Genomic DNA, 20,338 nt, shown 5'->3' with positions numbered 1-20,338 from the left:
TGATGCAGGCCGTGCAGATAAAGATGCGGAGGGCGTGGGATTCGAACCCACGAGACATCTCTGCCCACCAGTTTTCAAGACTGGCTCCATCGGCCGCTCGGACAGCCCTCCCGTTTCACTACCCGGCTGCGCTGATCGAACACGCGACGCGGACATGCGAATACCGACCGATTCTAACCGCTCGCGGACTAACCACTGTGCCAGAGGATGCTGGCAGCGGGCTGGGCACCGGCTACAGGCTGCCCAGAACGACGGCCAACCCGTCGTCGTGCACGGCTCCGGTGATCTCGCTGGCCACGGACAGGACTTCCTGCGGAGCCTGGCCCATGGCCACTCCCCGGCCCTGGATTCCCGCCCACTCGAGCATCTCGATGTCGTTGCGCCCGTCACCGACGGCCATGACGCGGCTGCGCGGAATTCCGAACTCGGCCCGCACGCGCTCCATCGCCGTGGCCTTGTTCACGCCGTCCGGGGCGATGTCCAGCCATGCGGTCCAGCCGATCGCGTAGCTCACCCGGTTCAGCCCCATCCGGTCCACGACCTGGAGGAAGTCCTCCATGTCGTGGTCGGGTGAGATCACGACGACCCGGGTGGCGTCCTGGCTGAGGAGGTCGTCGAAATCGACGTGCTCGCTGTCCAGCCCGATCGTGGCATCCGGGAAGGGCTCGGTGTAGCGGTAGAAACCGTGTTCATCCTCGACCGCATACCGGGCGCCGACGAGGTGCGAGCGGATCTGCAGGAGCACATCCGTCGGGTCGAAGGTCTCGACCCATTCGCGCCGGTAGCCCGTGGGCGCATCCGGATCGCGGTGCAGGGTGATCGCACCGTTCGAGCAGACCACGAAGCGCGGCCGGATGTCGAGACGATCCAGCACCGGCAGCGTGGTGGCCGTCGAGCGCCCGGTGGCGAGCATGACCTCGTGGCCGGCCGCGGTGAGGCGCTGGATCTGTTCGAGCACGCCGGGGCTGATCGTGCCGTCCTCGTGCATGGTGGTGCCGTCGATGTCGAGGGCGACCAGCCAGGGCGCATCCGTCAGCGTCGTCATGCGCCCACCGGGCGGATGACCTCGAGGCCGCCCAGCCAGGGCCGCAGCGCCTCGGGGATCAGCACCGAGCCGTCCGCCTGCTGGTGCGTTTCGAGCAGGGCCACGATCCAGCGCGTGGTCGCGAGGGTGCCGTTGAGAGTGCCGACCGGCGCGGTCTTGCCCGACTCGGTGCGGTAACGGATGTCCAGCCGACGCGCCTGATACGTGGTGCAGTTGCTGGTGCTGGTCAGCTCACGGTAGGCGTTCTGGGTGGGCACCCAGGCCTCGATGTCGAACTTACGCGCTGCACTGGAACCGAGGTCGCCGGCGGCCACGTCGATGACGCGGTAGCTCAGGCCGAGAGCTTGGAGCATGTCTTCCTGCAGGGCCACGAGGCGGTCGTGCTCGGCCTCCGCGTTCTCCGGCAGCACGTAGGTGAACATCTCCAGCTTGTTGAACTGGTGCACCCGGATGATGCCGCGGGTGTCTTTGCCGCCCGAACCGGCCTCGCGGCGATAGCAGGTGGACCAGCCCGCGTAGCGGAGCGGGCCGTCGGTCAGGTCGAGGATCTCGTCCGAGTGGTACCCGGCGAGCGCGACCTCGCTCGTACCGGTGAGGTAGAGGTCGTCGGCAGGCAGATAGTAGATCTCGTCGGCGTGCTCGCCGAGGAACCCGGTGCCGTCCATGATCTCCGGCCGCACCAGGGTCGGGGTGATCAGCGGGATGAAGCCGGCCGTGAGCGCACGGTCGAGCGCCATGTTCATCAGCGCGATCTCGAGGCGGGCGCCGATGCCGCGCAGGAAGTAGAACCGGGCGCCGGACACCTTGGCCCCGCGGGCCATGTCGATGGCGCCGAGCAGTTCACCCAGTTCGAGGTGGTCGCGCGGCTCGAAGTCGAAGGTGGGCACGGAGCCATGGGTGCGGAGGGTGACGAAGTTCTCCTCGCCGCCGGCCGGGACGCCGTCGATGATGGGGTTCGCCAGGGTGCGCACGACGGCGGTGAACCGCGCCTCGGCCTCGGCGGAGGCCGCCGCAGCGGTTTTGACCTCGGCGGCGAGGCTCTGCGCCTGGGCGACGAGGGCCTTCTTCTCCGCGGGGGGCGCGGCAGCCACCTGTTTGCCGAACTGGTTCTGGGACGCGCGCAGCGCCTCGAACGCCTGGATGGTGGCGCGACGCTCCGCGTCGGCGGCGAGCGCGTCGTCGACCGCCTCGACCGACGCACCGCGCGCTTTCTGCGAACGCTTGATGAGGTCGGGATTCTCTCGCAGCAGCACAGGATCAATCACTGAACCAGTCTACAAGCGCCTGCCCCGGCAGCTTGCTAGCCTTGCCGGGTGGATACTCCCGATCAGCCTCCCGTTGTTCGGCGAGCCGCGGTTGTCTACAACCGGCTCAAGGTCGACCAGGAGCGCCTGCGGGCCAGCGTGTCCCGGGCCGAGGGCGCGGCCGGCTGGGCTGAGTCCCTGTGGTTCTCCACCAGCGCGGATGACGCCGGACAGGCCGCCGCACGGCTGGCCCTCGCGCAGGGCGCGAACCTGGTGCTCGCGGCGGGCGGAGACGGCACTGTGCGCGCCGTCGCCCAGGTGCTGCGGGGTTCCGGCGTGCCTCTGGCCGTCGTTCCGCTGGGCACCGGCAACCTGCTGGCCCGCAACCTGCGCCTGCCGCTGTCGAGCCTGGACGAGGCCACCACGATCGCGTTCACGGGTCTGGACAAGCCGATCGACGTCGGGGTCGCATCCGTTCGCAGCGAGGACGGGACCACATCCGACCATGTCTTCCTGGTGATGGCGGGCATCGGCATCGACGCCCAGATGATCGCCAGCACCCGCCCCGATCTGAAGAAGAAGGTGGGCTGGCTGGCCTACGTCGACGCCGTGGCGCGCGTGCTTCCCCGGGTCAAGCCGTTCCCGATCCGGTACAGCCTGAACGGCCGCCCGCACCGCCCGGCGCACGTCAGCACCATCCTGATCGGCAACTGCGGCCAGCTGCCGGGTAATATCCAGATCCTGCCGGATGCCCGGATCGACGACGGCATCCTCGATATCGCGATGCTGCAGCCCAAGGGATTCCTCGGCTGGCTGACGATCTGGCGCCGGGTGACGTGGGAGAACGGCGTGCTGCGGCGGTCGGCCGTGGGACGGCGCATCCTCGAGCGCACCGAATCGACCACGGCCCGGGTGATGACGACGCTGCAGGCCGCCGACGTGCGCATCGTGCTGGTCGAAGCCCACGATTTCGAGATCGACGGCGACGCGCTCGGTCCCGTGCGCTCGGTCTCGCTGCGCACCGATCCGGTCTCCCTCGTGATGCGGGTTCCGGCCGGCGTCTGAGCGCCTCAACCGGGCAGGCCTCAACCGGGCAGGCCTCAGCCGAGCAGGCCGCTCAGCCAGGCCCGCGCTCCGCTGAAGACCTCGTCATCGTAACGGGACGTGAACTCGATGGGCTGCTTGTCGGCCCGCGGGTAGGAACCGAGGAACATCACCTGCGGACTGAACCGGCGCAGGCCGAGCAGCGCGTCGGCCACCCGCTCGTCATGGATGTGACCGTCGGCGTCGATCACGAAGCGGTAGCGTCCCATCGCGTCGCCGATCGGGCGCGACTGGATCAGGCTCAGGTTCACCCCGCGAGTGGCGAACTGTTCGAGCATTTCGAGCAGCGCGCCGGAACGGTCCTCGGGCAGCTCCACGATCAGGCTGGTCTTGTCCGCGCCCGTGCGCGGCGGCAGGGCGGTCGTGCGACTGACGAGAACGAAGCGGGTGACCGCATTGGGGTTGTCGCCGATACTGCGGGCGAGCACGACCACATCGTGGTGCTTCTCGATCCCGGGCGGGGCGATGGCGGCATCCGCCAGCGCGGATTCGGACAGCGCTGCGGCGGCGGCCACGTTGCTCGACGCGGGGACGTGGCCGTGGCGGGGCAGGTTCGACTCCAGCCAGCGGCGGCACTGGGCGTAGGCGACCGGATGCGCGTTGACGGTCTTCACATCGGCCAGCACGGTTCCCGGGCGAGCCACCAGGACGAAGTTCACCGGCACCAGATACTCACCGATGATGCGGAGCCCGGGGACGCTGGCGAGGGCATCCTGCGTGGCGGACACGCCGCCGTCGACGGAATTCTCGATCGCGATCATCGCGGCCACGCTGCGGCCGGACACGACGTCATCGAACGCTTCGCCCACATTGTTCACGGCCCGCCACGGCTTGCCGTGGGCTTCGACGACCTGGGCGAGGGCGGCCTCCGTGAACGTGCCCGTGGGTCCGAGGAAGCTGTAGCTGACATTGCGGGTCTCGGACATGGAGATCAGCCTAGTTGCAGTGCAAGACTGGGGACCATGAACGAACGCGCGGGCACAGCGGCCCTGGAATCTGACCTTGTCGATGTCGAAGCGCTGGTGAAGGCGTACTACGACCTGAAACCGGATGTCACGGTGCCCGCCCAGCGGGTGGCCTTCGGCACCTCCGGACACCGAGGGAGCTCTCTCAACACCGCCTTCAACGAAGACCACATCATCGCGACCACCCAGGCGATCGTGGAATACCGCGCAGCCCAGGGCATCACCGGACCGCTCTTCATCGGCACCGACCCACACGCCCTGAGTGCGCCGGCGTACACGACCGCCCTTGAAGTGCTCGTCGCCAACGGTGTGCGCGTCCTGGTCGACGAGTTCGACGACTACGTGCCGACCCCGGCGCTCTCGCACGCGATCCTCGCCTACAACCGGGCCGGCAACAGCGACGAGGCCGACGGGATCGTGGTCACCCCGAGCCACAACCCGCCCTCCGACGGCGGCTTCAAGTACAACCCGCCGCACGGTGGACCGGCCGACAGCGACGCCACCTCCTGGATCGCCAACCGAGCCAACGAACTCATCGCGGGCGGCCTCAACGAGGTGAAGATGAGCGAGCCCAGCGCGGTCGAGACCTATGATTTCCGCGGCGAGTATGTGAACGACCTCGAGAACATCATCGACATGGCCGCGATCAAGGCCAGCGGCATCCGGATCGGCGCCGACCCGCTCGGCGGCGCGAGTGTCGGCTACTGGGGCGCCATCCGCGACCGCTACGAGCTCGACCTGACCGTGATCAACCCCCACGTCGACCCCACCTGGCGCTTCATGACCCTGGACTGGGACGGCAAGATCCGGATGGATCCGTCGAGCCCCTCGGTGATGGCGTCCGTCGCCGCGCACAAGGACGAGTTCGACATCGTCACGGGCAATGACGCCGACGCGGACCGGCACGGGATCGTCACGCCCGACGGCGGGCTGATGAACCCGAACCACTTCCTGGCCGTGGCCATCGACTATCTGTACAGCCACCGCGACGGGTGGCGGGCGGATGCCGCGATCGGCAAGACGCTCGTCTCCTCCACCATGATCGACCGCGTCGCGGGCTTCCTCGGCCGCGACCTCTGGGAGGTGCCGGTCGGCTTCAAGTGGTTCGTTCCGGGCCTGATCGACGGCTCGGTCGCCTTCGGCGGCGAGGAGAGCGCGGGCGCCAGCTTCGTGCGTTTCGACGGCACCGTCTGGACCACGGACAAAGACGGCATCCTGCTCGCCCTGCTCGCGGCGGAGATCGTCGCCGTGACCGGCAAGAGCCCCAGCCAGCGCTACGCCGAACTGGCCGAGCACTTCGGCGACCCGGCCTACGCTCGAGTGGATGCCGCGGCGACCCCGGCCCAGAAGGCCCAACTGTCCAAGCTCGACGGTGACGCGATCACCGCGACCGAACTCGCCGGCGAGAAGATCATCGCGAAGATGAGTCACGCCCCCGGCAACGGTGCGGCGATCGGCGGCGTCAAGGTCGTCACCGAGAACGCCTGGTTCGCGGCCCGGCCCAGCGGCACCGAAGACGTGTACAAGATCTACGCCGAGTCGTTCAAGGGCCCGGAGCACCTGAAGCAGGTGCAGATCGAGGCGAAGGCGATCGTCGACGACGCGATCGCGTAGCGCGCCGGATCTCGACAGGCTCGATCACCGCGGTGGTCGAGCCTGTCGGTGGTCGAGCCTGTCGGCGGTCGAGCCTGTCGGTGGTCGAGCCTGTCGAGACCCGCGTCGGCGGTCGAGCCTGTCGAGACCCGCGTCGGCGGTCGAGCCTGTCGAGACCCGCGTCGGCGGTCGAGCCTGTCGAGACCCGCGTCGGTGGTCGAGCCTGTCGAGACCCGCTAGGGAATGCTCCAGTAGTACGCCGTGGCGCCCGGGTGCTTCTCGGTGATCGCGTAGTCCACCGACCGGTAGTCGGTGTCGTCGGTGTGTCCGGCGTAGTAGATCTGGATGTCGTCTCCGGAACCCTCGATCCGGGTGACCACCCCGGTGTGGTCGCGGTCGCCCGAATTGTCCCAGTCGAACTGGGCAACGTCACCGATCTTGACCTGGTCGCGCTGGTCATCCGTCAGAGCCGTGGCCCGGCCGGACTGCGCGACGTAATCCCGGAACGCGGTGGAACTGATCCAGGGCGAGGACGTGTCGAAGTCGGAGCCGGTTCCCTCGGACCACCACTGGTCGTCCATGGTCCAGCCCCGCTCGATCAGGGACTGGCTGGTGAAGTTGACGCAGTCGTTGTCGGTGATCACGCCGTAGGCGTCGGTGTTGTAGTCGGTCCAGTGGGCGAGCATGTAGTCCACCTGGGCCTGCGCCTGGGCGTCGACGGCAACGGGCTCTCCGGCGTCGGCAGGCTCGGCCCGCTCCGGCTCCGTTGCGTCAGCCTCCGTCGCGCCGGTTCCGGACGCGGTATTCGTCGAGGCGGCCTCTGTGGGATCCGGCGTCGGGGTGGCCGAGGCCGTGGGCTCGTCCGCGCCCATCGAGGCCACCGCGGCCGTTCCGGCGACCAGGCCGCCGAGGACAAGTACGACAACGCCGATACGGAAGCGTCGAGTCAAAACCACAGATATCTCTATTCGATCGGGGTGTCACCCGTTCGGGCGACGAAATACCCCGGTTGGGGGACACCCCAGATAATCACACTTATCCGTGAAATGTCAGAGTGTTCCAGTGAGGCGTGGACTCAGTTGTAGCCGGGAGCGGCCGGCAACCCGAAGAACTCCTCGAGCGTTGTCACTCCAACGCTGTGCATTTCGGCTGCGAGCTCAGTGCCGATGAAGCGGAAATGCCAGGGCTCATAGGCGTAACCGGTGATCTCCACCTTGTCGGCGGGGTACCGCAACAGGAATCCGAATCGCCACGCGTTCTGCGCGAGCCACTGCCCCTGCACGGTGTCGCCGAAACAGGCAGCCAGGGAGCAGTTCCCGGGCAGCGCGCTGATGTCGATGGCCAGCCCGGTCTGATGCTCGCTCGTTCCCGGTCGTGCCGTGCTCGTGTCGGCGACCGCCTGACCGTTGGCGGCGACGTCGCCGGCATAGAGGTCGACCTGGGTGGCGTAGCTGCGGTAAGCGCTCTGCGACTGGAACTGCAACCCCGTCTCGGCCTCGAAGGCTGCGAACAGGGCGACGACGGCGTCGGCAGCCTCCCGGCGCAGCAGCGGCGTCCAGACGTGGGCCACCGGCACCTCGACGAGGTCGCTGGGTGAGTAGTCGGCGGGATTCAGCGGCCGGGTCTTGTCGACGACCACCCAGATGCTGGCCGGGTCGTCGAGAGAGCGCGCCGACCGGTTGAAGGTGGGCACCACGGCAGGCTCCGGGGATCCGGTCGGGGCAGCTCTGGTCGGGGTGGGCGTGGCGGTCGGCTCCTGGCGGGGGGTGGGCACCGGATCCACGACAGGGCTGGCGGCGAGCGGCGGAGGTGCCCCCGTCAGGGCTCCGGCCAGGACCGCACCGGAAGCGAGCACGGCGATGACGATTGACAGCGCAATGATGCGCCTCCGCCGAAACGGATGCGCCGGCCCTGGTGCCTGTAGTCCCCCCACGGTGGCGAGCCTAGACCGGTCGGGGCCGTTCGGGCGACCGACGTGCTGGGGTCCCGTCGAACTCGATCGCCGGGGTGGGGAATTGTGCGGGCCGGCGAGGCGTTGGACCTCCTATGCGTATTGTTATTGCAGGTGGACATGGAAAAATCGCTCGTCAGCTGACCCGGGAGCTGGCGAAGGACGGCCACGAGGTCGTCGGGCTGATTCGAACGGATGAGCAGCGGGCGGACCTGATTGCCGACGGGGCGGTGCCGGTGGTGATCAGCCTCGAGGCGTCCTCGGCCGCCGACGTCGCGCATCTTCTGGCCGGCGCCGACGTGGCGGTGTTCGCCGCAGGAGCCGGAGCGGGCGGCAGCGAGGAGCGCCGGCAGGCCGTCGACTTCGGCGGCTCGGTGCTGCTGGCCGACGCCGCCGAGGCCGCGGGCGTGCCCCGTTTCATCCAGATCTCCTCGACCGGCACCGAGAAGGTGCGGAACGGCCAGACCCCCGAGGATGTCCCGGCGGACTTCCTCGGCTACCTTCAGGCCAAGCTGGCGGCCGAAGACGACCTCGTCACCCGCCCTCTGGACTGGACGATCGTCCGTCCGGGCGGCCTGCTCGATGACGCCGGCACCGGTCAGGTGCGACTGACCCCCGCCGGCCCCGGCCTGCCGGAGGACAGCGCCAGCGTTCCCCGCGCCGACGTCGCCGCCGTGCTGGCCGAGTTGATCACGAGTGGCGCCGCGACCCGCCGGGTGCTGCACCTGGTGTCCGGTGAGACGCCCGTCACCACCGCCGTGGCCGCGTTCGCGTAGGCCGGGTCGGCTTCACGCCGAGCTCGACGCCGACCGCCCGGGAAGAAGCAGCTTGAATGCGCGACGGATGTCTGAAATGCTGTGTGAGAGCGCTCTCTCGGTGACCCGGTGAGCCCGGTCCCGCCGGAACATCCGTCGGGGTGAATCCAATGGAGGATCCCATGTCCCTCGAGCCCATCATTCAGCACACCGACCGAGGCGAGATCCCGGTCGACCCCGCAGAGGGCACCGTCCGGGGTGGACCGGTGGATCTGGACGGACGCCGGTTCTACCGGATCGAGGCCTACGACCAGATGCCGCCGTTCTTCATGACGCTCGTCGGCGCGAGCGACGTGTGGCTCTTCATCTCGAGCACCGGCGGCCTGACCGCCGGCCGGGTTGACGCCGACCGGGCCCTCTTCCCGTACTACACCGACGACAAGGTCACCGAGAGCGCCGGCCGGACCGGCGGGCTGAGCGTGCTGCTCGTCCGACGGCCCGACGGGACCAGCACCCACTGGCAGCCGTTCGCGGAGCTGCGCCCCGGCGATCAGCACGTGCAGCGCACGCTCTACAAGGACGCCCTCGGCACGACCCTGGTCTTCGAGGAGACCCGCCCGGATCTCGGCCTGCGCCTGCGCGTGACGTGGCAGACCAGCGCCCGTTTCGGCGTCGTGCGCAGCTGCGCTCTCACTTCTCTCGCCGGCGACACTCTCGACGTCGACCTCCTCGACGGCCTGGTGAACATCCTCCCTGCCGGGGCCGGCAAGAAGACGCAGAACGAGTTGAGCGTGCTGCTCGACGCCTACAAGCGCGCCGAGCTCGACCCGGCGACGGGCCTCGGGCTGCTGACGCTGAGCGCGACGCTCTCCGACCTGGCCGAGCCCAGCGAGTCGCTGCAGGCCAACGTGGCCTGGCAGGTCGGGCTGAGCAACGCCGAGCACCTGCTCTCGACCAGCCAGGTGGCCGCCTTCGCCCGCGGCCGGGGCATCACCGCCGAGACGGATGTCCGCGGCCAGCGCGGCGCCTACCTCGTGCACGCGAGGACCACACTGGCCCCCGGCAGCACACTGCGCTGGCAGATCGTCGCCGACGTGAACCAGGATGCGGCGGATGTCGTGGGCCTGCGGGAGAAGTTTCGCGACCCGCTCGCCCTCGCCGAGGAGCTGGCGGCCGACATCTCCGGCACCCGATCCGATCTGGAGACGATCCTCGGGGCCACCGACGCCGCCCAGCACACCGGTGACGAGCTGGCGACCATCCACCACACCGCCAATGTGCTCTTCAACACCATGCGCGGCGGCGTCCCCGCCGAGGGTTACACGGTGGAGTCCCGCGACGTGCGGGCGTTCATCACCCAGCGGAGCCAGGCGACGGCCCGGCGCTGCGCCGCGGTGCTGGAGGCCCTGCCCGAGCGGCTGCGGGCCGACGAGCTCATCGCCATCGTTCAGGAGCACGGCGACGTGGACCTGTGGCGCCTCGCCACGGAGTACCTGCCGCTCACGTTCAGCCGCCGGCACGGCGACCCGAGCCGGCCGTGGAACCAGTTCCGGATCGTGCTGAAAGACGAGAGCGGCATCCGTCGCCTGGAATACCAGGGCAATTGGCGGGACATCTTCCAGAACTGGGAGGCGCTGGCCTGGTCGTTCCCCGAATACGTGGAGTCGATGATCACGATCTTCCTCGACGCCACCACCGCCGACGGCTACAACCCGTACCGGATCTCCCGCGACGGCATCGACTGGGAGGTCCCCGAGCCCGAGGACCCGTGGGCCAACATCGGCTACTGGAGCGACCACCAGATCGTCTACCTGCTCAAGCTGCTCGAAACCTCGCACCGCTTCCACCCGGGGCGCCTCGACGCGCTCGTCAACCGGGCGGCCTTCACCCACGCCGACGTGCCGTATCGGATCGCCGCGTACCGGGACATCCTCACCGACCCGTACAACACCATCACGTTCGACGACGAGCGGCAGCACACCATCGACCGCCGGGTCGCGGCGGAGGGGTCGGACGGACGGCTCGTGCACGGCGCCGACGGCGACCTGGTGCGGGTGACGCTGGCTGAGAAGGTGCTGCTGCTCCTGCTGGCCAAGCTCGTCAACCTGGTGCCCGACGGCGGCATCTGGATGACGACCCAGCGCCCGGAGTGGAACGACGCCAACAACGCGCTCGTCGGCCGCGGCCTGTCGGTGGTCACCCTCGCCTACCTGCGCCGCTACCTCGTCTTCGCGCAGGACCTGCTGACGGTCGACGTCGAGCTCTCGAGCGAACTCTCCGGACTGCTCACCGCGGTGCGCGACGTGCTCTTCGAGCATTCGGACGCCCTGGCCGACGGATTCGATTCCACTCGCCGCAAGACCGTCATGGACGATCTGGGCGAGGCCGGGACCGCCTATCGCAAGCAGGTCTACGCCGGTTTCGGCGGGGACCGGTCGACGGTCGCCGCGGGAGACGTCGCCGAGCTGCTCGATCTGGCCCGACGCTTCGTGGAGTCCGGCCTGCGCGCCAACCGGCGGGGCGACGGCCTCGTGCACTCCTACAACATTCTGGACCTCGGAGCCGATCGCGCCGACGTGCGGCGGCTGGCGGAGATGCTCGAGGGCCAGGTCGCCATCCTCTCCTCCGGCCTGCTCGGCCCGGACGAGTCTCTGGACCTGCTTCGCGCCCTGCGCGCAAGCCGGCTGTACCGCGCCGACCAGCACAGCTACATCCTCTATCCCGACAAGGACCTTGCGTCCTTCCTCGCCCGCAACACCTTCAGCGCCGCCCGGGCCGACGACTGCCCCCTCGCCCTGCGCCTTGCCGCGGCAGGCGACCGCAGCGTCGTCGTGCGGGATGTCCAGGGAGACCTGCACTTCGCCGCCCACATCCGGAATGCCAGGGGCGTTTCGGAGGCGCTGGACGCGCTCAGCACCGACCCGGCCCTGCATGACGCCGTGGAACAGGACCGGGCCGAGCTCCTGGGCATCTTCGAGGAGGTCTTCCGACATGCCGAGTTCACCGGGCGCTCCGGGTCGTTCTTCGCCTACGAGGGCCTCGGCAGCATCTACTGGCACATGGTGTCGAAGCTGCTGCTCGCGGTGCAGGAGACACTGGAACGTGCCATCGCCGAGCAGGCGGACGAGGCGGCGATCTCGGGGCTGAAGGCGGCATACGAGGACGTGCGGGCCGGCATCGGCTACCGCAAGGATCCGCTGACCTACGGTGCGTTCCCCACCGATCCCTACTCACACACCCCGGCCGGCCACGGCGCACGGCAACCGGGAATGACCGGGCAGGTCAAGGAGGAGGTGCTCACCCGGATGGGCGAGCTCGGCCTGCGGGTCGAGGACGGTCGCATCCGGTTGCGGCCCACTCTGCTCCGGGCCGGCGAGTGGACCACGACGCCCGGCACGTTCACCTATTCGGACGTCACCGGTGAGCAGCAGAGCATCGATCTGCCCGCCGGAGCGCTGGCCTTCACGTTCTGCCAGGTCCCCGTCGTATTCCACCGCGGGGGCCCGCTCGACGTGGTCGCGCACCTGTCCGACGGCACCCACGTGCCCGGGCAGGGTGGCACACTCGACGCCGACCTGAGCGCGAGCATCTTCCGCCGCGACGGCCGGGTGCTCTCCCTCGTGGTGACCGTGCCGGAGCACGCCGGAATCTGACCCGAACGGGGCGGCGGCCGACCCGCCGCCCCCGGCTGCGACTCCTCACGCGCACCAAATGAGAGCGCTCTCTTGACAAACGACCAATCCGCACACTAGCGTGATCATCAACACGTGAGAGCGCTCTCACAGCACTGATGAGAGCGGACTCGCATCCACCCATCAGCACGCACACAAGGGAGTGACCGTGAAGCGTTTCCCACGCAGCACACTTGCAGTAACCGTCGCCGGAGCAGCATCGTTCGCATTGCTCATGTCCGGCTGTTCAGCCGGCGCCGACACCGGGCAGTCGACGGACAAGAACGTCAAACTGACCGTCGCCACCTTCAACGAATTCGGCTACGAGGACCTCTTCGCCGAGTACGAGAAGGCCAACCCGAACGTCACCATCACGCACAAGAAGGCCGCCACCTCGAACGAGGCCCGCGACAACCTCACGACCCGTCTCGCCGCAGGCAGCGGCCTGAGCGACGTCGAGGCCATCGAAGTGGACTGGCTGCCGGAACTGCTCCAGTACTCCGACCAGTTCGTCGACCTCACCTCCGATGACGTCAAGGACCGCTGGCTGGATTGGAAGACCGAGGCCGCAACGGATGCCGACGGCCGCCTCATCGCCTACGGCACCGACATCGGCCCGCAGGGCGTCTGCTACCGCTCCGACCTGTTCGCCGCCGCAGGCCTGCCGACCGACCGCGCTGAAGTCGCCGCGCTCCTCGGCACCAGCTGGGAAAGCTACTACGCAGCCGGCGAGAAGTTCGCTGCCGCCGGCACGAACGTGCCGTGGTTCGACTCGGCCGGAGCCACCTGGCAGGGTGTCGTCAACCAGATGCCCAACGCCTACGAAGAAGAAGACGGCACCATCATCGCCACCGAGAACCCGGAGGTGAAGGAGGCCTACACGAGCGTGCTCGGGGCCAGCACCACCCTCTCCGCCCACCTCGGACAGTGGAGCGACGACTGGACCGCCAGCTTCCAGAACGACGGCTTCGCCACCATGCTCTGCCCCGGCTGGATGCTCGGCGTGATCTCCGGAAACGCTGAAGGCGTCACCGGCTGGGACATCGCCGACACCTTCCCCGGCGGCGGCGGCAACTGGGGCGGTTCGTACCTGACCGTTCCCGAGCAGTCCAAGAACCAGGTCGAAGCGCAGAAGCTCGCAGCCTGGCTGACCGCCCCCGAGCAGCAGCTCAAGGCGTTCGAATCCAAGGGCACCTTCCCGAGCCAGGTCGACGCTCTCGCGAGCGACGAACTGCTCAGCGCCACGAACGAGTTCTTCAACAACGCGCCGACCGGTGAGATCCTCGCCAACCGCGCCGCGGCCGTCGACGTGACGCCGTTCAAGGGCGAGTTCTACTTCGCCATCAACGACGCCATGCAGCAGGCTCTCACCCGGGTCGAGGATGGCTCCATGACGCCCGACGAGTCCTGGGCTCAGTGGGTCACCGACGTCGAGTCGCTCGGCTAACCAGCACCACCCGCCGGCCGGGCCTGTCGAGACACCTCTCGTCAGGCCCGGCCCCCGGTCCCGGCCGGCTCTCCCGGCTCGACCGCCCTGGTTTCGACAGGCTCGACCACCGGGTTTCGACACGCTCAACCACCGGGTTTCGACACGCTCAACCACCGGGTTTCGACACGCTCAACCACCGAAGGACTGTTCATGACCACCGCCGCCGCCGCCGCCGAGGTGAATGCCCGCAGCATCCGCCGCATCGCCCTCAGCCACAAGCTGAGCCGCTGGGATGTGCGCTTCTCGCCCTACCTGTACATCTCTCCCTTCTTCCTCGTCTTCGGAGTCATGGGCCTCTTCCCCCTGCTGTACACGGCCTGGGTGTCGGTGCACGACTGGAACCTCATCGGCGGCCAGGGCGACTTCGTCGGTCTGGAGAACTTCGTCACGGTGCTGACCCAGGGGTACTTCTGGAACTCCCTCCGCAACACCTTCAGCATCTTCCTGCTCTCGAGCATTCCCCAGGTACTGGTCGCGCTCGGCATCGCCGCCGTGCTCGACTTCAACCTGCGCGGCAAGACCTTCTGGCGTATGGGCGTACTCCTGCCCTATGTCGTGGCCCCGGTCGCGGTCGCACTGATCTTCAACGACCTCTTCGGTGACAAGTACGGCCTCATCAACAGCGGCATCATGAGCCTCGGGCTCGAGCCGATCCGCTGGCACGTCGACGTGATCCCCAGCCATATCGCCATCGCCACGATGGTGAACTTCCGCTGGACGGGCTACAACGCCCTCATCTTCCTGGCCGCCATGCAGGCCGTCCCGCGGGACTACTACGAGGCCGCCATCATCGACGGCGCCAACCGCTGGCGCACCTTCCGGTCGATCACCCTGCCACTGCTGCGCCCGATCATCATCTTCGTCATCCTGACCTCGACGATCGGCGGTCTGCAGATCTTCGACGAGGCGCGCATGTTCGACAACGTCGGCCAGGGCGGGGCCAGTCGCCAATGGCAGACACTCACCCTGTACATCTACGAACTCGGCTGGAACCAGCGCAACTTCGGCCGGGCGTCCGCCGTGGCCTGGCTGCTCTTCCTGATCATCATCCTCATCGCGGTGATCAACTTCCTCATCACCCGCCGCATCGCGGGCACCGCCGACCGCAAGCTGCGCGTCCGCCCGAAAGGCATGAAATGAGCAAGACCATCATCGGCGGCCACGACCGCCGTCCCTCCCTCTGGGTCTACGGCATCCTCATCGCCGTTCTCCTCGGCTCGGCCTTCCCCATCTGGTGGTCGTTCCTGATCGGCAGCCAGGACGCCTCCGCGCTGAACCAGAACGGAATGATGTGGATTCCGGGCGGGAACTTCATCGCCAACGCCCTGACCGTCATCGACAGCATCCCGTTCTGGACGGCCCTGGGCAACAGCATCATCGTGTCGACGGTCGTGTCGCTGAGCGTGGTGATGTTCTCGACCCTGGCCGGTTACGCCTTCGCCAAGCTGAAGTTCCGTGGCCGTGAAGGCCTGCTGATCTTCGTGATCGCGACCATGGCCGTACCGACCCAGCTCGGCATCGTGCCGCTGTTCATCGTCATGTCCCGGCTCGGCTGGACCGGCAGCCTCTGGGCCGTCATCGCACCCGCCATGGTCACCGCGTTCGGCGTGTTCTGGATGACCCAGTACCTGCGTGACGCACTGCCGGACGAGCTGATCGAGGCCGTGCGCATGGACGGCGCGTCGATGATCCGCAGCTTCTGGCACATCGGCCTCCCCGCCGCGCGCCCGGCCGCAGCCATGCTGGCCCTCTTCACCTTCATCGGCACCTGGACGAACTTCTTCTGGCCGTTCATCGTGCTCGGGCCGGGCAACCCCACCCTCCCCGTGGCATTGCAGCAGCTGCAGGCCGCGTTCTACGTCGACTACTCCCTCGTGCTCGCCGGCGTCGTCCTGTCGATCATCCCGCTGATCCTGGTCTTCATCTTCCTGGGCAAGCAGCTGGTCGCCGGCATCATGCAGGGCGCGGTCAAGGGATGACCGCGGTACTGAACCCTTCCACCGTGAACCAGAATATGGATATGACCACAGACGCTCGCTCCTTTCCTCCCGCATTCCTGTTCGGAGCGGCAACGGCCGCCTATCAGATCGAGGGTGCCGCCCACGAGGACGGGCGCACGGATTCCATCTGGGACGCGTTCAGCCGCGTCCCCGGCGCCGTCCTCGGCGCCGACAACGGGGACGTCGCCTGCGACCACTACCACCGTTACCAGGACGACGTCGCGATGATGAAGGATCTGGGCCTGCAGACCTACCGCTTCTCCACCTCCTGGTCGCGCGTGCAGCCCGACGGCGGCCCGGTCAACCCGAAGGGGATCGACTTCTACTCCCGCTTGGTCGACGAGCTGCTCGGCGCCGGCATCAAGCCGTGGCTGACCCTCTACCACTGGGATCTGCCGCAAGCCCTCGAGGAGAAGGGTGGCTGGGTCAACCGCGACACTGCTTCCCTGTTCCGGGACTACGCCCTCAACGTGCACGACGCCCTCGGCGACCGTGTCGACGTGTGGACCACCCTCAACGAGCCGTGGTGCTCCTCTTTCCTCAGCTACACCGGCGGCGTGCACGCCCCGGGCCGGCAGAGCCCCCGCGACGGCCTCGCCGCGGCGCACCACCTCCTGCTGGGCCACGGACTCACCATCGAGGCCCTCCGCGACCGCGATCCGAAGCTCGAGCTCGGCATCACGCTGAACCTCACCGTCGCCAAGCCGGTCGATCCGGCCCGCGCCGGCGATGTGGACGCCGCCCGCCGGATCGACGGACAGTTCAACCGAGTCTTCCTCGACCCGATCTTCCGCGGCGCCTACCCCGAGGACCTCCTGGAGGACGTCGCCGAATTCGGACTGACCGACTTCATCCAGGACGGCGACCTGGCCCAGATCAGCCAGCCGATCGACACCCTGGGCGTGAACTACTACCACGGCGAGCTGGTCAGCGATCGCCCGGCCGAACATCCGTTGCTCGCCCAGGCTCCGACCAGCCGTCCCACCCGGTCGGCGTTCCCCGCCGCCGACGGTGTCTTCACCCACCCGCAGGGGCTGCCGCTGACCGCCATGGAGTGGGAGGTGCAGCCGGACGGCCTGCGCGAACTGCTCGTTCGCGTGAACACCGAGTACGCAGCACCGGCCGGCACCAGCCTCTACGTCACCGAGAACGGCGCGGCCTTCGACGACGTCGTCGCGGCGGACGGCAGCGTACCGGATGCCCGGCGCACCGAGTTCCTGACCGACCACCTCGGCGCCGTGCTCGACGCCATCGATGAGGGTGTCGAGGTCCGGGGCTACTTCTACTGGTCACTGATGGACAACTACGAGTGGGCCTGGGGCTACGACAAGCGCTTCGGAATCGTACGGGTCGACTACGCCACCCAGGAGCGCACCGTCAAGGACAGTGGGAGGGCTTACGCCGACATCATCCGCAACCGCGCCCTGTCCTGATCCGGAATTGCAATGGTCACCGGCGAATTAGACTGACGCCATGATTACCAGTGTGCGCCAGGCCCGTCCGTCGCAGCCCACCCTGGAGATGGTGGCCGAGGTGGCCGGGGTTTCCCGTGCCACCGTGAGCCGGGTCGTGAACGGGTCGCCGAAGGTCAGCCCCGAGATCGTCGCCTCGGTGACGGATGCCATCAACCAGCTCAACTATGTCCCGAACCGGGCGGCCCGCTCGCTCGCGAGCCGGCAAACCGAGGCCGTGGCCCTGGTCGTGCCCGAGGACATGACCCGGTTCTTCGGTGACCCCTACTTCGCCGCGGTCGTGCAGGGCATCACCCGCCGCCTCGACCAGAGCGACTACACGCTCAACCTGCTCGTCGCCTCGAGCGACCCGCGGCACAAGACCATGCGCTACCTGCGCTCGGGCAACGTCGACGGCGCACTCATCATCTCGCACCACACCGGGGACGACTTCGTCGCCGAACTGGAGAAAACCATGCCCGTGGTCTTCGGCGGCCGGCCGGCGAACGCGGTTAACCCGAACGCCTACTTCGTCGACGTCGACAATGCGTCCGGTGCCGAGACGGGCACCCAGCGCCTGATCGACATCGGGCGGCGCCGCGTCGGGTCGATCGCCGGAGCGGTCGACATGCCCGCCGGCATCGACCGGCTCATCGGTTTCGAGCGCACGCTCGAGCGAGCCGGGATGCCCACGGATGCCGTCGAGCCCGGCGACTTCACGGCCTCGGGCGGCGCGGCGGCCACCCGCCGACTGCTGGAGCGCTGCCCCGACATCGACGGCCTCTTCGTGGCCAGCGACCTGATGGCCACCGGTGCGGTGGACGTGCTGCGCGAGTTCGGCCGCTCGGTGCCCGGGGACGTGGCCATCGTCGGATTCGATGACAGCCCGGCCGCGACGAGCGGCCTGGTGCCGTTGACCACTGTCAGCCAGCCCTCCGAGGAGATGGGCTACGCGATGGCGGACATCCTGCTGCGCCGGCTCTCCGGCGACGAGAAGATGCCGCACCAGACCCTGATGCCCACCCGCCTGGTGCTGCGGGAGTCGGCGTAACTTCATCGCGAGTGTGCCCGTTCCGGTCGAGAGTGACCGGCGCAGCGGGCACTCTCGACCGGAACGGGCACTGTGCGGGAGCGAGAGGGCGATCAGGCGAGCTGGGGCATGACCTCGCGGGCGATGAAGTCCAGGTGGTCGAGGTCGGACAGGTCCATGATCTGCAGGTAGACGCACTCGACCCCGTCATCCGAGAGCGCGCCGAGGCGGTCCACGACCTCGGATGCGGTGCCGGCCACGCCGTGCGCCCGCAGCTCGGCGGGCTCCCGGCCCACGGCCGCGGCCCGGCGGGCGAAATCGGCCTCGTCCGCACCCGCGACGGCGATCAGGGCGGCCGAATAGACGAGCTCACGGGGATCGCGGCCGATGGCCTCGCAGGCCGCGCGCACGCCGGCGAACTTGGCCGGGACATCCGTGAAGTCGGGGAAGGGCAGGTTGAACTCGGTGGCGAAGCGGGCCGCCATGGCCGGGGTGCGTTTGGCGCCGCCGCCGCCCACGATCACCGGGATGCGGGCCTGCACGGGCTTGGGCAGGGCAGGCGAGTCGACGAGGGTGTAGTGCTCGCCGGTGAAGCTGTAGCGGTCGCCGACCGGGGTCTCCCAGAGGCCGGTCACGATCTCCAGCTGCTCCTCGAGCATGCCGAACCGCTTGGCCGGGAATGGGATGCCGTAGGCCAGGTGTTCCTGCTCGAACCAGCCGGTGCCGAGCCCGAGCTCGACCCGCCCGCCCGACATCTGGTCGACCTGCGCGACCTGGATCGCGAGAATCCCCGGCGGCCGGTAGGTCACCGACGAGACCAGGGTACCCAGGCGGATGCGCCGGGTCTCCCGGGCGAGACCGGCCAGGGTGGTCCAGGCATCCGTCGGCCCGGGCAGGCCGGGGGCCGTGTCGCCCATGGCGAGGTAGTGGTCGGAGCGGAAGAACGCGTCGAAGCCGAGCGTCTCCGTGGCCTGGGCCACGGCGAGGATGTCGTCGTAGGTGGCACCCTGCTGCGGTTCGGTGAAAATGCGGAGTCTCATGCTCCCAGTCTTGTCTCGGCTCCGTCCGGGGCGAAATCGAGCAGCGGCGGCTGGGCGGGGTTCACTGCTCCAGGCAGGGCATCGACGCCGGCCAGGAACTCGACGTCCGGCAGCAGCGCGAAGCGCGCCCGCATGACCGCGATCGATTCCGGGTTCTGGTCCACCAGCACGAACCGGCGGCCGAGGGCCGCGGCGACGGCGCCGGTCGTGCCGCTGCCGGCGAAGAAGTCGAGTACCCAGTCCCCCTCGCGGCTGGACGCCTGGATCATGCGGCGCAGGATGCCGACGGGCTTCTGGGTGGGATACCCGGTCTTCTCCTTGCCGGTCGGCGACACGATCGTGTGCCACCAGACATCCGTTGGCAGCTTGCCCTTCGCGACCTTCTCCGGGGTGACCAGCCCGGGCGCCATATAGGGCTCACGGTCGACCGTGGTCGAGTCGAAATAGTACCGGGCCGGGTTCTTCACGTAGACCAGGATCGTGTCGTGCTTGGTCGGCCAGCGGTTCTTCGACTTCGCACCGTAGTCGTAGGCCCAGATCAGCTCGTTCAGGAAACAGTCCCGGCCGAAGAGTGCGTCGAGCAGGACCTTGGCGTAGTGCGCCTCGCGGTAGTCGAGGTGCAGGTACAGCGTGCCGTCGTCGGCGAGCAGGCGCCAGGCCTCGATCAGGCGCGGCTCGAGGAAGGCCCAGTAGTCCTCGAACTGGTCGTCGTAGCCGAGCAGGTCACCCTTGATGCGCTCGTAGCGCTGTCCCTTGAATCCCGTGATGGTGCCCGCCGCTTTCGCGCCGAGGGCAGCGGATGCCGCCTGGGCGGGCGCCCGGACCGACGTCGTGGTCTGCCGGTTCTGTTTGCGTCCCGTGTTGAACGGCGGGTCCAGGTAGATGAGCGTGAAGGCCGCATCGGGCAGGTGCGGCAGCACCTCGAGGTTGTTCGCGTGGACGACACGGCTGGAAGAGGTGGGAGACCACGCGGTTGGCATTCCCTCATTGTGTCAGGCAC

At 68.4% G+C, this 20,338-nt stretch carries 16 protein-coding genes and 1 tRNA gene; 9 read left to right on the top strand and 8 right to left on the bottom strand.

From position 1 onward, the window contains the following. Nucleotides 1-26: 26 nt before the first annotated feature. From AC0J5J_RS11210 to serS, 3 genes are all read right to left on the bottom strand, one after another. Nucleotides 27-111 (bottom strand) — tRNA-Ser (locus AC0J5J_RS11210). Nucleotides 112-232: 121 nt separating this feature from the next. Next, on the bottom strand, nt 233-1,045 hold the full coding sequence (locus tag AC0J5J_RS11205) for an HAD family hydrolase (protein WP_134424044.1): 813 nt from the start codon (nt 1,043-1,045) through the stop codon (nt 233-235). Next, the gene (serS, locus tag AC0J5J_RS11200) at nt 1,042-2,310 is read right to left on the bottom strand and encodes a serine--tRNA ligase (protein WP_474898029.1); all 1,269 of its coding nucleotides are present in this window, start codon (nt 2,308-2,310) and stop codon (nt 1,042-1,044) included. Before serS ends, AC0J5J_RS11205 begins: the two co-directional genes overlap by 4 nt. Before the next feature lie 48 nt (nt 2,311-2,358). On the opposite strand from serS, the gene AC0J5J_RS11195 reads away from it, so the two are divergent. Further along, nucleotides 2,359-3,354 (top strand): diacylglycerol/lipid kinase family protein, encoded by a 996-nt coding sequence (locus tag AC0J5J_RS11195; RefSeq protein WP_474898027.1) that lies wholly within the window; start codon nt 2,359-2,361, stop codon nt 3,352-3,354. Between the two features lie 35 nt (nt 3,355-3,389). On the opposite strand, the gene pheA is transcribed toward AC0J5J_RS11195, so the two are convergent. Next, on the bottom strand, nt 3,390-4,319 hold the full coding sequence (pheA, locus tag AC0J5J_RS11190; RefSeq protein WP_134424041.1) for a prephenate dehydratase: 930 nt from the start codon (nt 4,317-4,319) through the stop codon (nt 3,390-3,392). Between the two features lie 36 nt (nt 4,320-4,355). On the opposite strand from pheA, the gene pgm reads away from it, so the two are divergent. Then, nucleotides 4,356-5,972 carry a phosphoglucomutase (alpha-D-glucose-1,6-bisphosphate-dependent) gene (gene pgm / locus AC0J5J_RS11185; RefSeq protein ID WP_134424040.1) on the top strand — a complete coding sequence of 539 codons (1,617 nt, stop codon included), beginning with the start codon at nt 4,356-4,358 and terminating at the stop codon, nt 5,970-5,972. Between the two features lie 215 nt (nt 5,973-6,187). Here the strand turns inward: pgm and AC0J5J_RS11180 are convergent, their stop codons facing one another. Together AC0J5J_RS11180 and AC0J5J_RS11175 are read right to left on the bottom strand one after the other, a co-directional pair. Next, entirely contained in the window at nt 6,188-6,901 is a 714-nt protein-coding gene (locus AC0J5J_RS11180; RefSeq protein WP_474898026.1) for an amidase domain-containing protein, read from the bottom strand. A gap of 125 nt (nt 6,902-7,026) precedes the next feature. Continuing rightward, nucleotides 7,027-7,806 carry a M15 family metallopeptidase gene (locus AC0J5J_RS11175; protein ID WP_241972678.1) on the bottom strand — a complete coding sequence of 260 codons (780 nt, stop codon included), beginning with the start codon at nt 7,804-7,806 and terminating at the stop codon, nt 7,027-7,029. Between the two features lie 191 nt (nt 7,807-7,997). Here AC0J5J_RS11175 and AC0J5J_RS11170 point away from each other — a divergent pair, with 191 nt between their 5' ends. The 7 genes from AC0J5J_RS11170 to AC0J5J_RS11140 all read left to right on the top strand — a co-directional run bounded on the left by AC0J5J_RS11170 (nt 7,998) and on the right by AC0J5J_RS11140 (nt 18,319). Further along, nucleotides 7,998-8,678, top strand: coding sequence for an SDR family oxidoreductase (locus AC0J5J_RS11170; protein ID WP_134424038.1), 681 nt, complete (start codon nt 7,998-8,000; stop codon nt 8,676-8,678). A 161-nt stretch (nt 8,679-8,839) separates the two neighbouring features. Continuing rightward, nucleotides 8,840-12,310 (top strand): hypothetical protein, encoded by a 3,471-nt coding sequence (locus tag AC0J5J_RS11165; protein WP_474898025.1) that lies wholly within the window; start codon nt 8,840-8,842, stop codon nt 12,308-12,310. 253 nt (nt 12,311-12,563) lie between these two features. After that, nucleotides 12,564-13,775, top strand: coding sequence for an ABC transporter substrate-binding protein (locus tag AC0J5J_RS11160; RefSeq protein WP_134424036.1), 1,212 nt, complete (start codon nt 12,564-12,566; stop codon nt 13,773-13,775). 192 nt (nt 13,776-13,967) lie between these two features. Then, nucleotides 13,968-14,957: a carbohydrate ABC transporter permease gene (locus AC0J5J_RS11155; RefSeq protein WP_474898023.1), complete on the top strand. Its 990-nt coding sequence runs from the start codon at nt 13,968-13,970 to the stop codon at nt 14,955-14,957. After that, nucleotides 14,954-15,796: a carbohydrate ABC transporter permease gene (locus AC0J5J_RS11150; RefSeq protein ID WP_134424034.1), complete on the top strand. Its 843-nt coding sequence runs from the start codon at nt 14,954-14,956 to the stop codon at nt 15,794-15,796. Before AC0J5J_RS11155 ends, AC0J5J_RS11150 begins: the two co-directional genes overlap by 4 nt. Nucleotides 15,797-15,837: 41 nt before the next feature. After that, nucleotides 15,838-17,250, top strand: coding sequence for a GH1 family beta-glucosidase (locus AC0J5J_RS11145; protein ID WP_134424033.1), 1,413 nt, complete (start codon nt 15,838-15,840; stop codon nt 17,248-17,250). A gap of 40 nt (nt 17,251-17,290) precedes the next feature. Beyond that, complete coding sequence (locus tag AC0J5J_RS11140; RefSeq protein ID WP_474898021.1) at nt 17,291-18,319, top strand: LacI family DNA-binding transcriptional regulator; 1,029 nt, start codon at nt 17,291-17,293, stop codon at nt 18,317-18,319. Between the two features lie 92 nt (nt 18,320-18,411). Here the strand turns inward: AC0J5J_RS11140 and AC0J5J_RS11135 are convergent, their stop codons facing one another. Together AC0J5J_RS11135 and AC0J5J_RS11130 are read right to left on the bottom strand one after the other, a co-directional pair. Beyond that, nucleotides 18,412-19,338, bottom strand: coding sequence for an LLM class F420-dependent oxidoreductase (locus AC0J5J_RS11135; RefSeq protein ID WP_474898020.1), 927 nt, complete (start codon nt 19,336-19,338; stop codon nt 18,412-18,414). Then, entirely contained in the window at nt 19,335-20,318 is a 984-nt protein-coding gene (locus AC0J5J_RS11130; RefSeq protein ID WP_474898018.1) for a DNA-methyltransferase, read from the bottom strand. Before AC0J5J_RS11130 ends, AC0J5J_RS11135 begins: the two co-directional genes overlap by 4 nt. Between the last annotated feature and the right edge of the window lie 20 nt (nt 20,319-20,338).

This window comes from Cryobacterium sp. TS_SC_7 (assembly GCF_056156285.1).
This window is presented reverse-complemented; position numbering and strand designations above follow the sequence as displayed.

Excerpts from the sequence above, each read along its gene's own strand:
- AC0J5J_RS11205 (WP_134424044.1), bottom strand. The coding sequence starts at position 1,045 with ATGACGACGCTGACGGATGCGCCCTGGCTGGTCGCCCTCGACATCGAC.
- pheA (WP_134424041.1), bottom strand. The coding sequence starts at position 4,319 with ATGTCCGAGACCCGCAATGTCAGCTACAGCTTCCTCGGACCCACGGGC.
- pgm (WP_134424040.1), top strand. The coding sequence starts at position 4,356 with ATGAACGAACGCGCGGGCACAGCGGCCCTGGAATCTGACCTTGTCGAT.
- AC0J5J_RS11170 (WP_134424038.1), top strand. The coding sequence starts at position 7,998 with ATGCGTATTGTTATTGCAGGTGGACATGGAAAAATCGCTCGTCAGCTG.
- AC0J5J_RS11165 (WP_474898025.1), top strand. The coding sequence starts at position 8,840 with ATGTCCCTCGAGCCCATCATTCAGCACACCGACCGAGGCGAGATCCCG.
- AC0J5J_RS11160 (WP_134424036.1), top strand. The coding sequence starts at position 12,564 with ATGTCCGGCTGTTCAGCCGGCGCCGACACCGGGCAGTCGACGGACAAG.
- AC0J5J_RS11155 (WP_474898023.1), top strand. The coding sequence starts at position 13,968 with ATGACCACCGCCGCCGCCGCCGCCGAGGTGAATGCCCGCAGCATCCGC.
- AC0J5J_RS11150 (WP_134424034.1), top strand. The coding sequence starts at position 14,954 with ATGAGCAAGACCATCATCGGCGGCCACGACCGCCGTCCCTCCCTCTGG.
- AC0J5J_RS11145 (WP_134424033.1), top strand. The coding sequence starts at position 15,838 with ATGACCACAGACGCTCGCTCCTTTCCTCCCGCATTCCTGTTCGGAGCG.
- AC0J5J_RS11140 (WP_474898021.1), top strand. The coding sequence starts at position 17,291 with ATGATTACCAGTGTGCGCCAGGCCCGTCCGTCGCAGCCCACCCTGGAG.
- AC0J5J_RS11135 (WP_474898020.1), bottom strand. The coding sequence starts at position 19,338 with ATGAGACTCCGCATTTTCACCGAACCGCAGCAGGGTGCCACCTACGAC.
- AC0J5J_RS11130 (WP_474898018.1), bottom strand. The coding sequence starts at position 20,318 with ATGCCAACCGCGTGGTCTCCCACCTCTTCCAGCCGTGTCGTCCACGCG.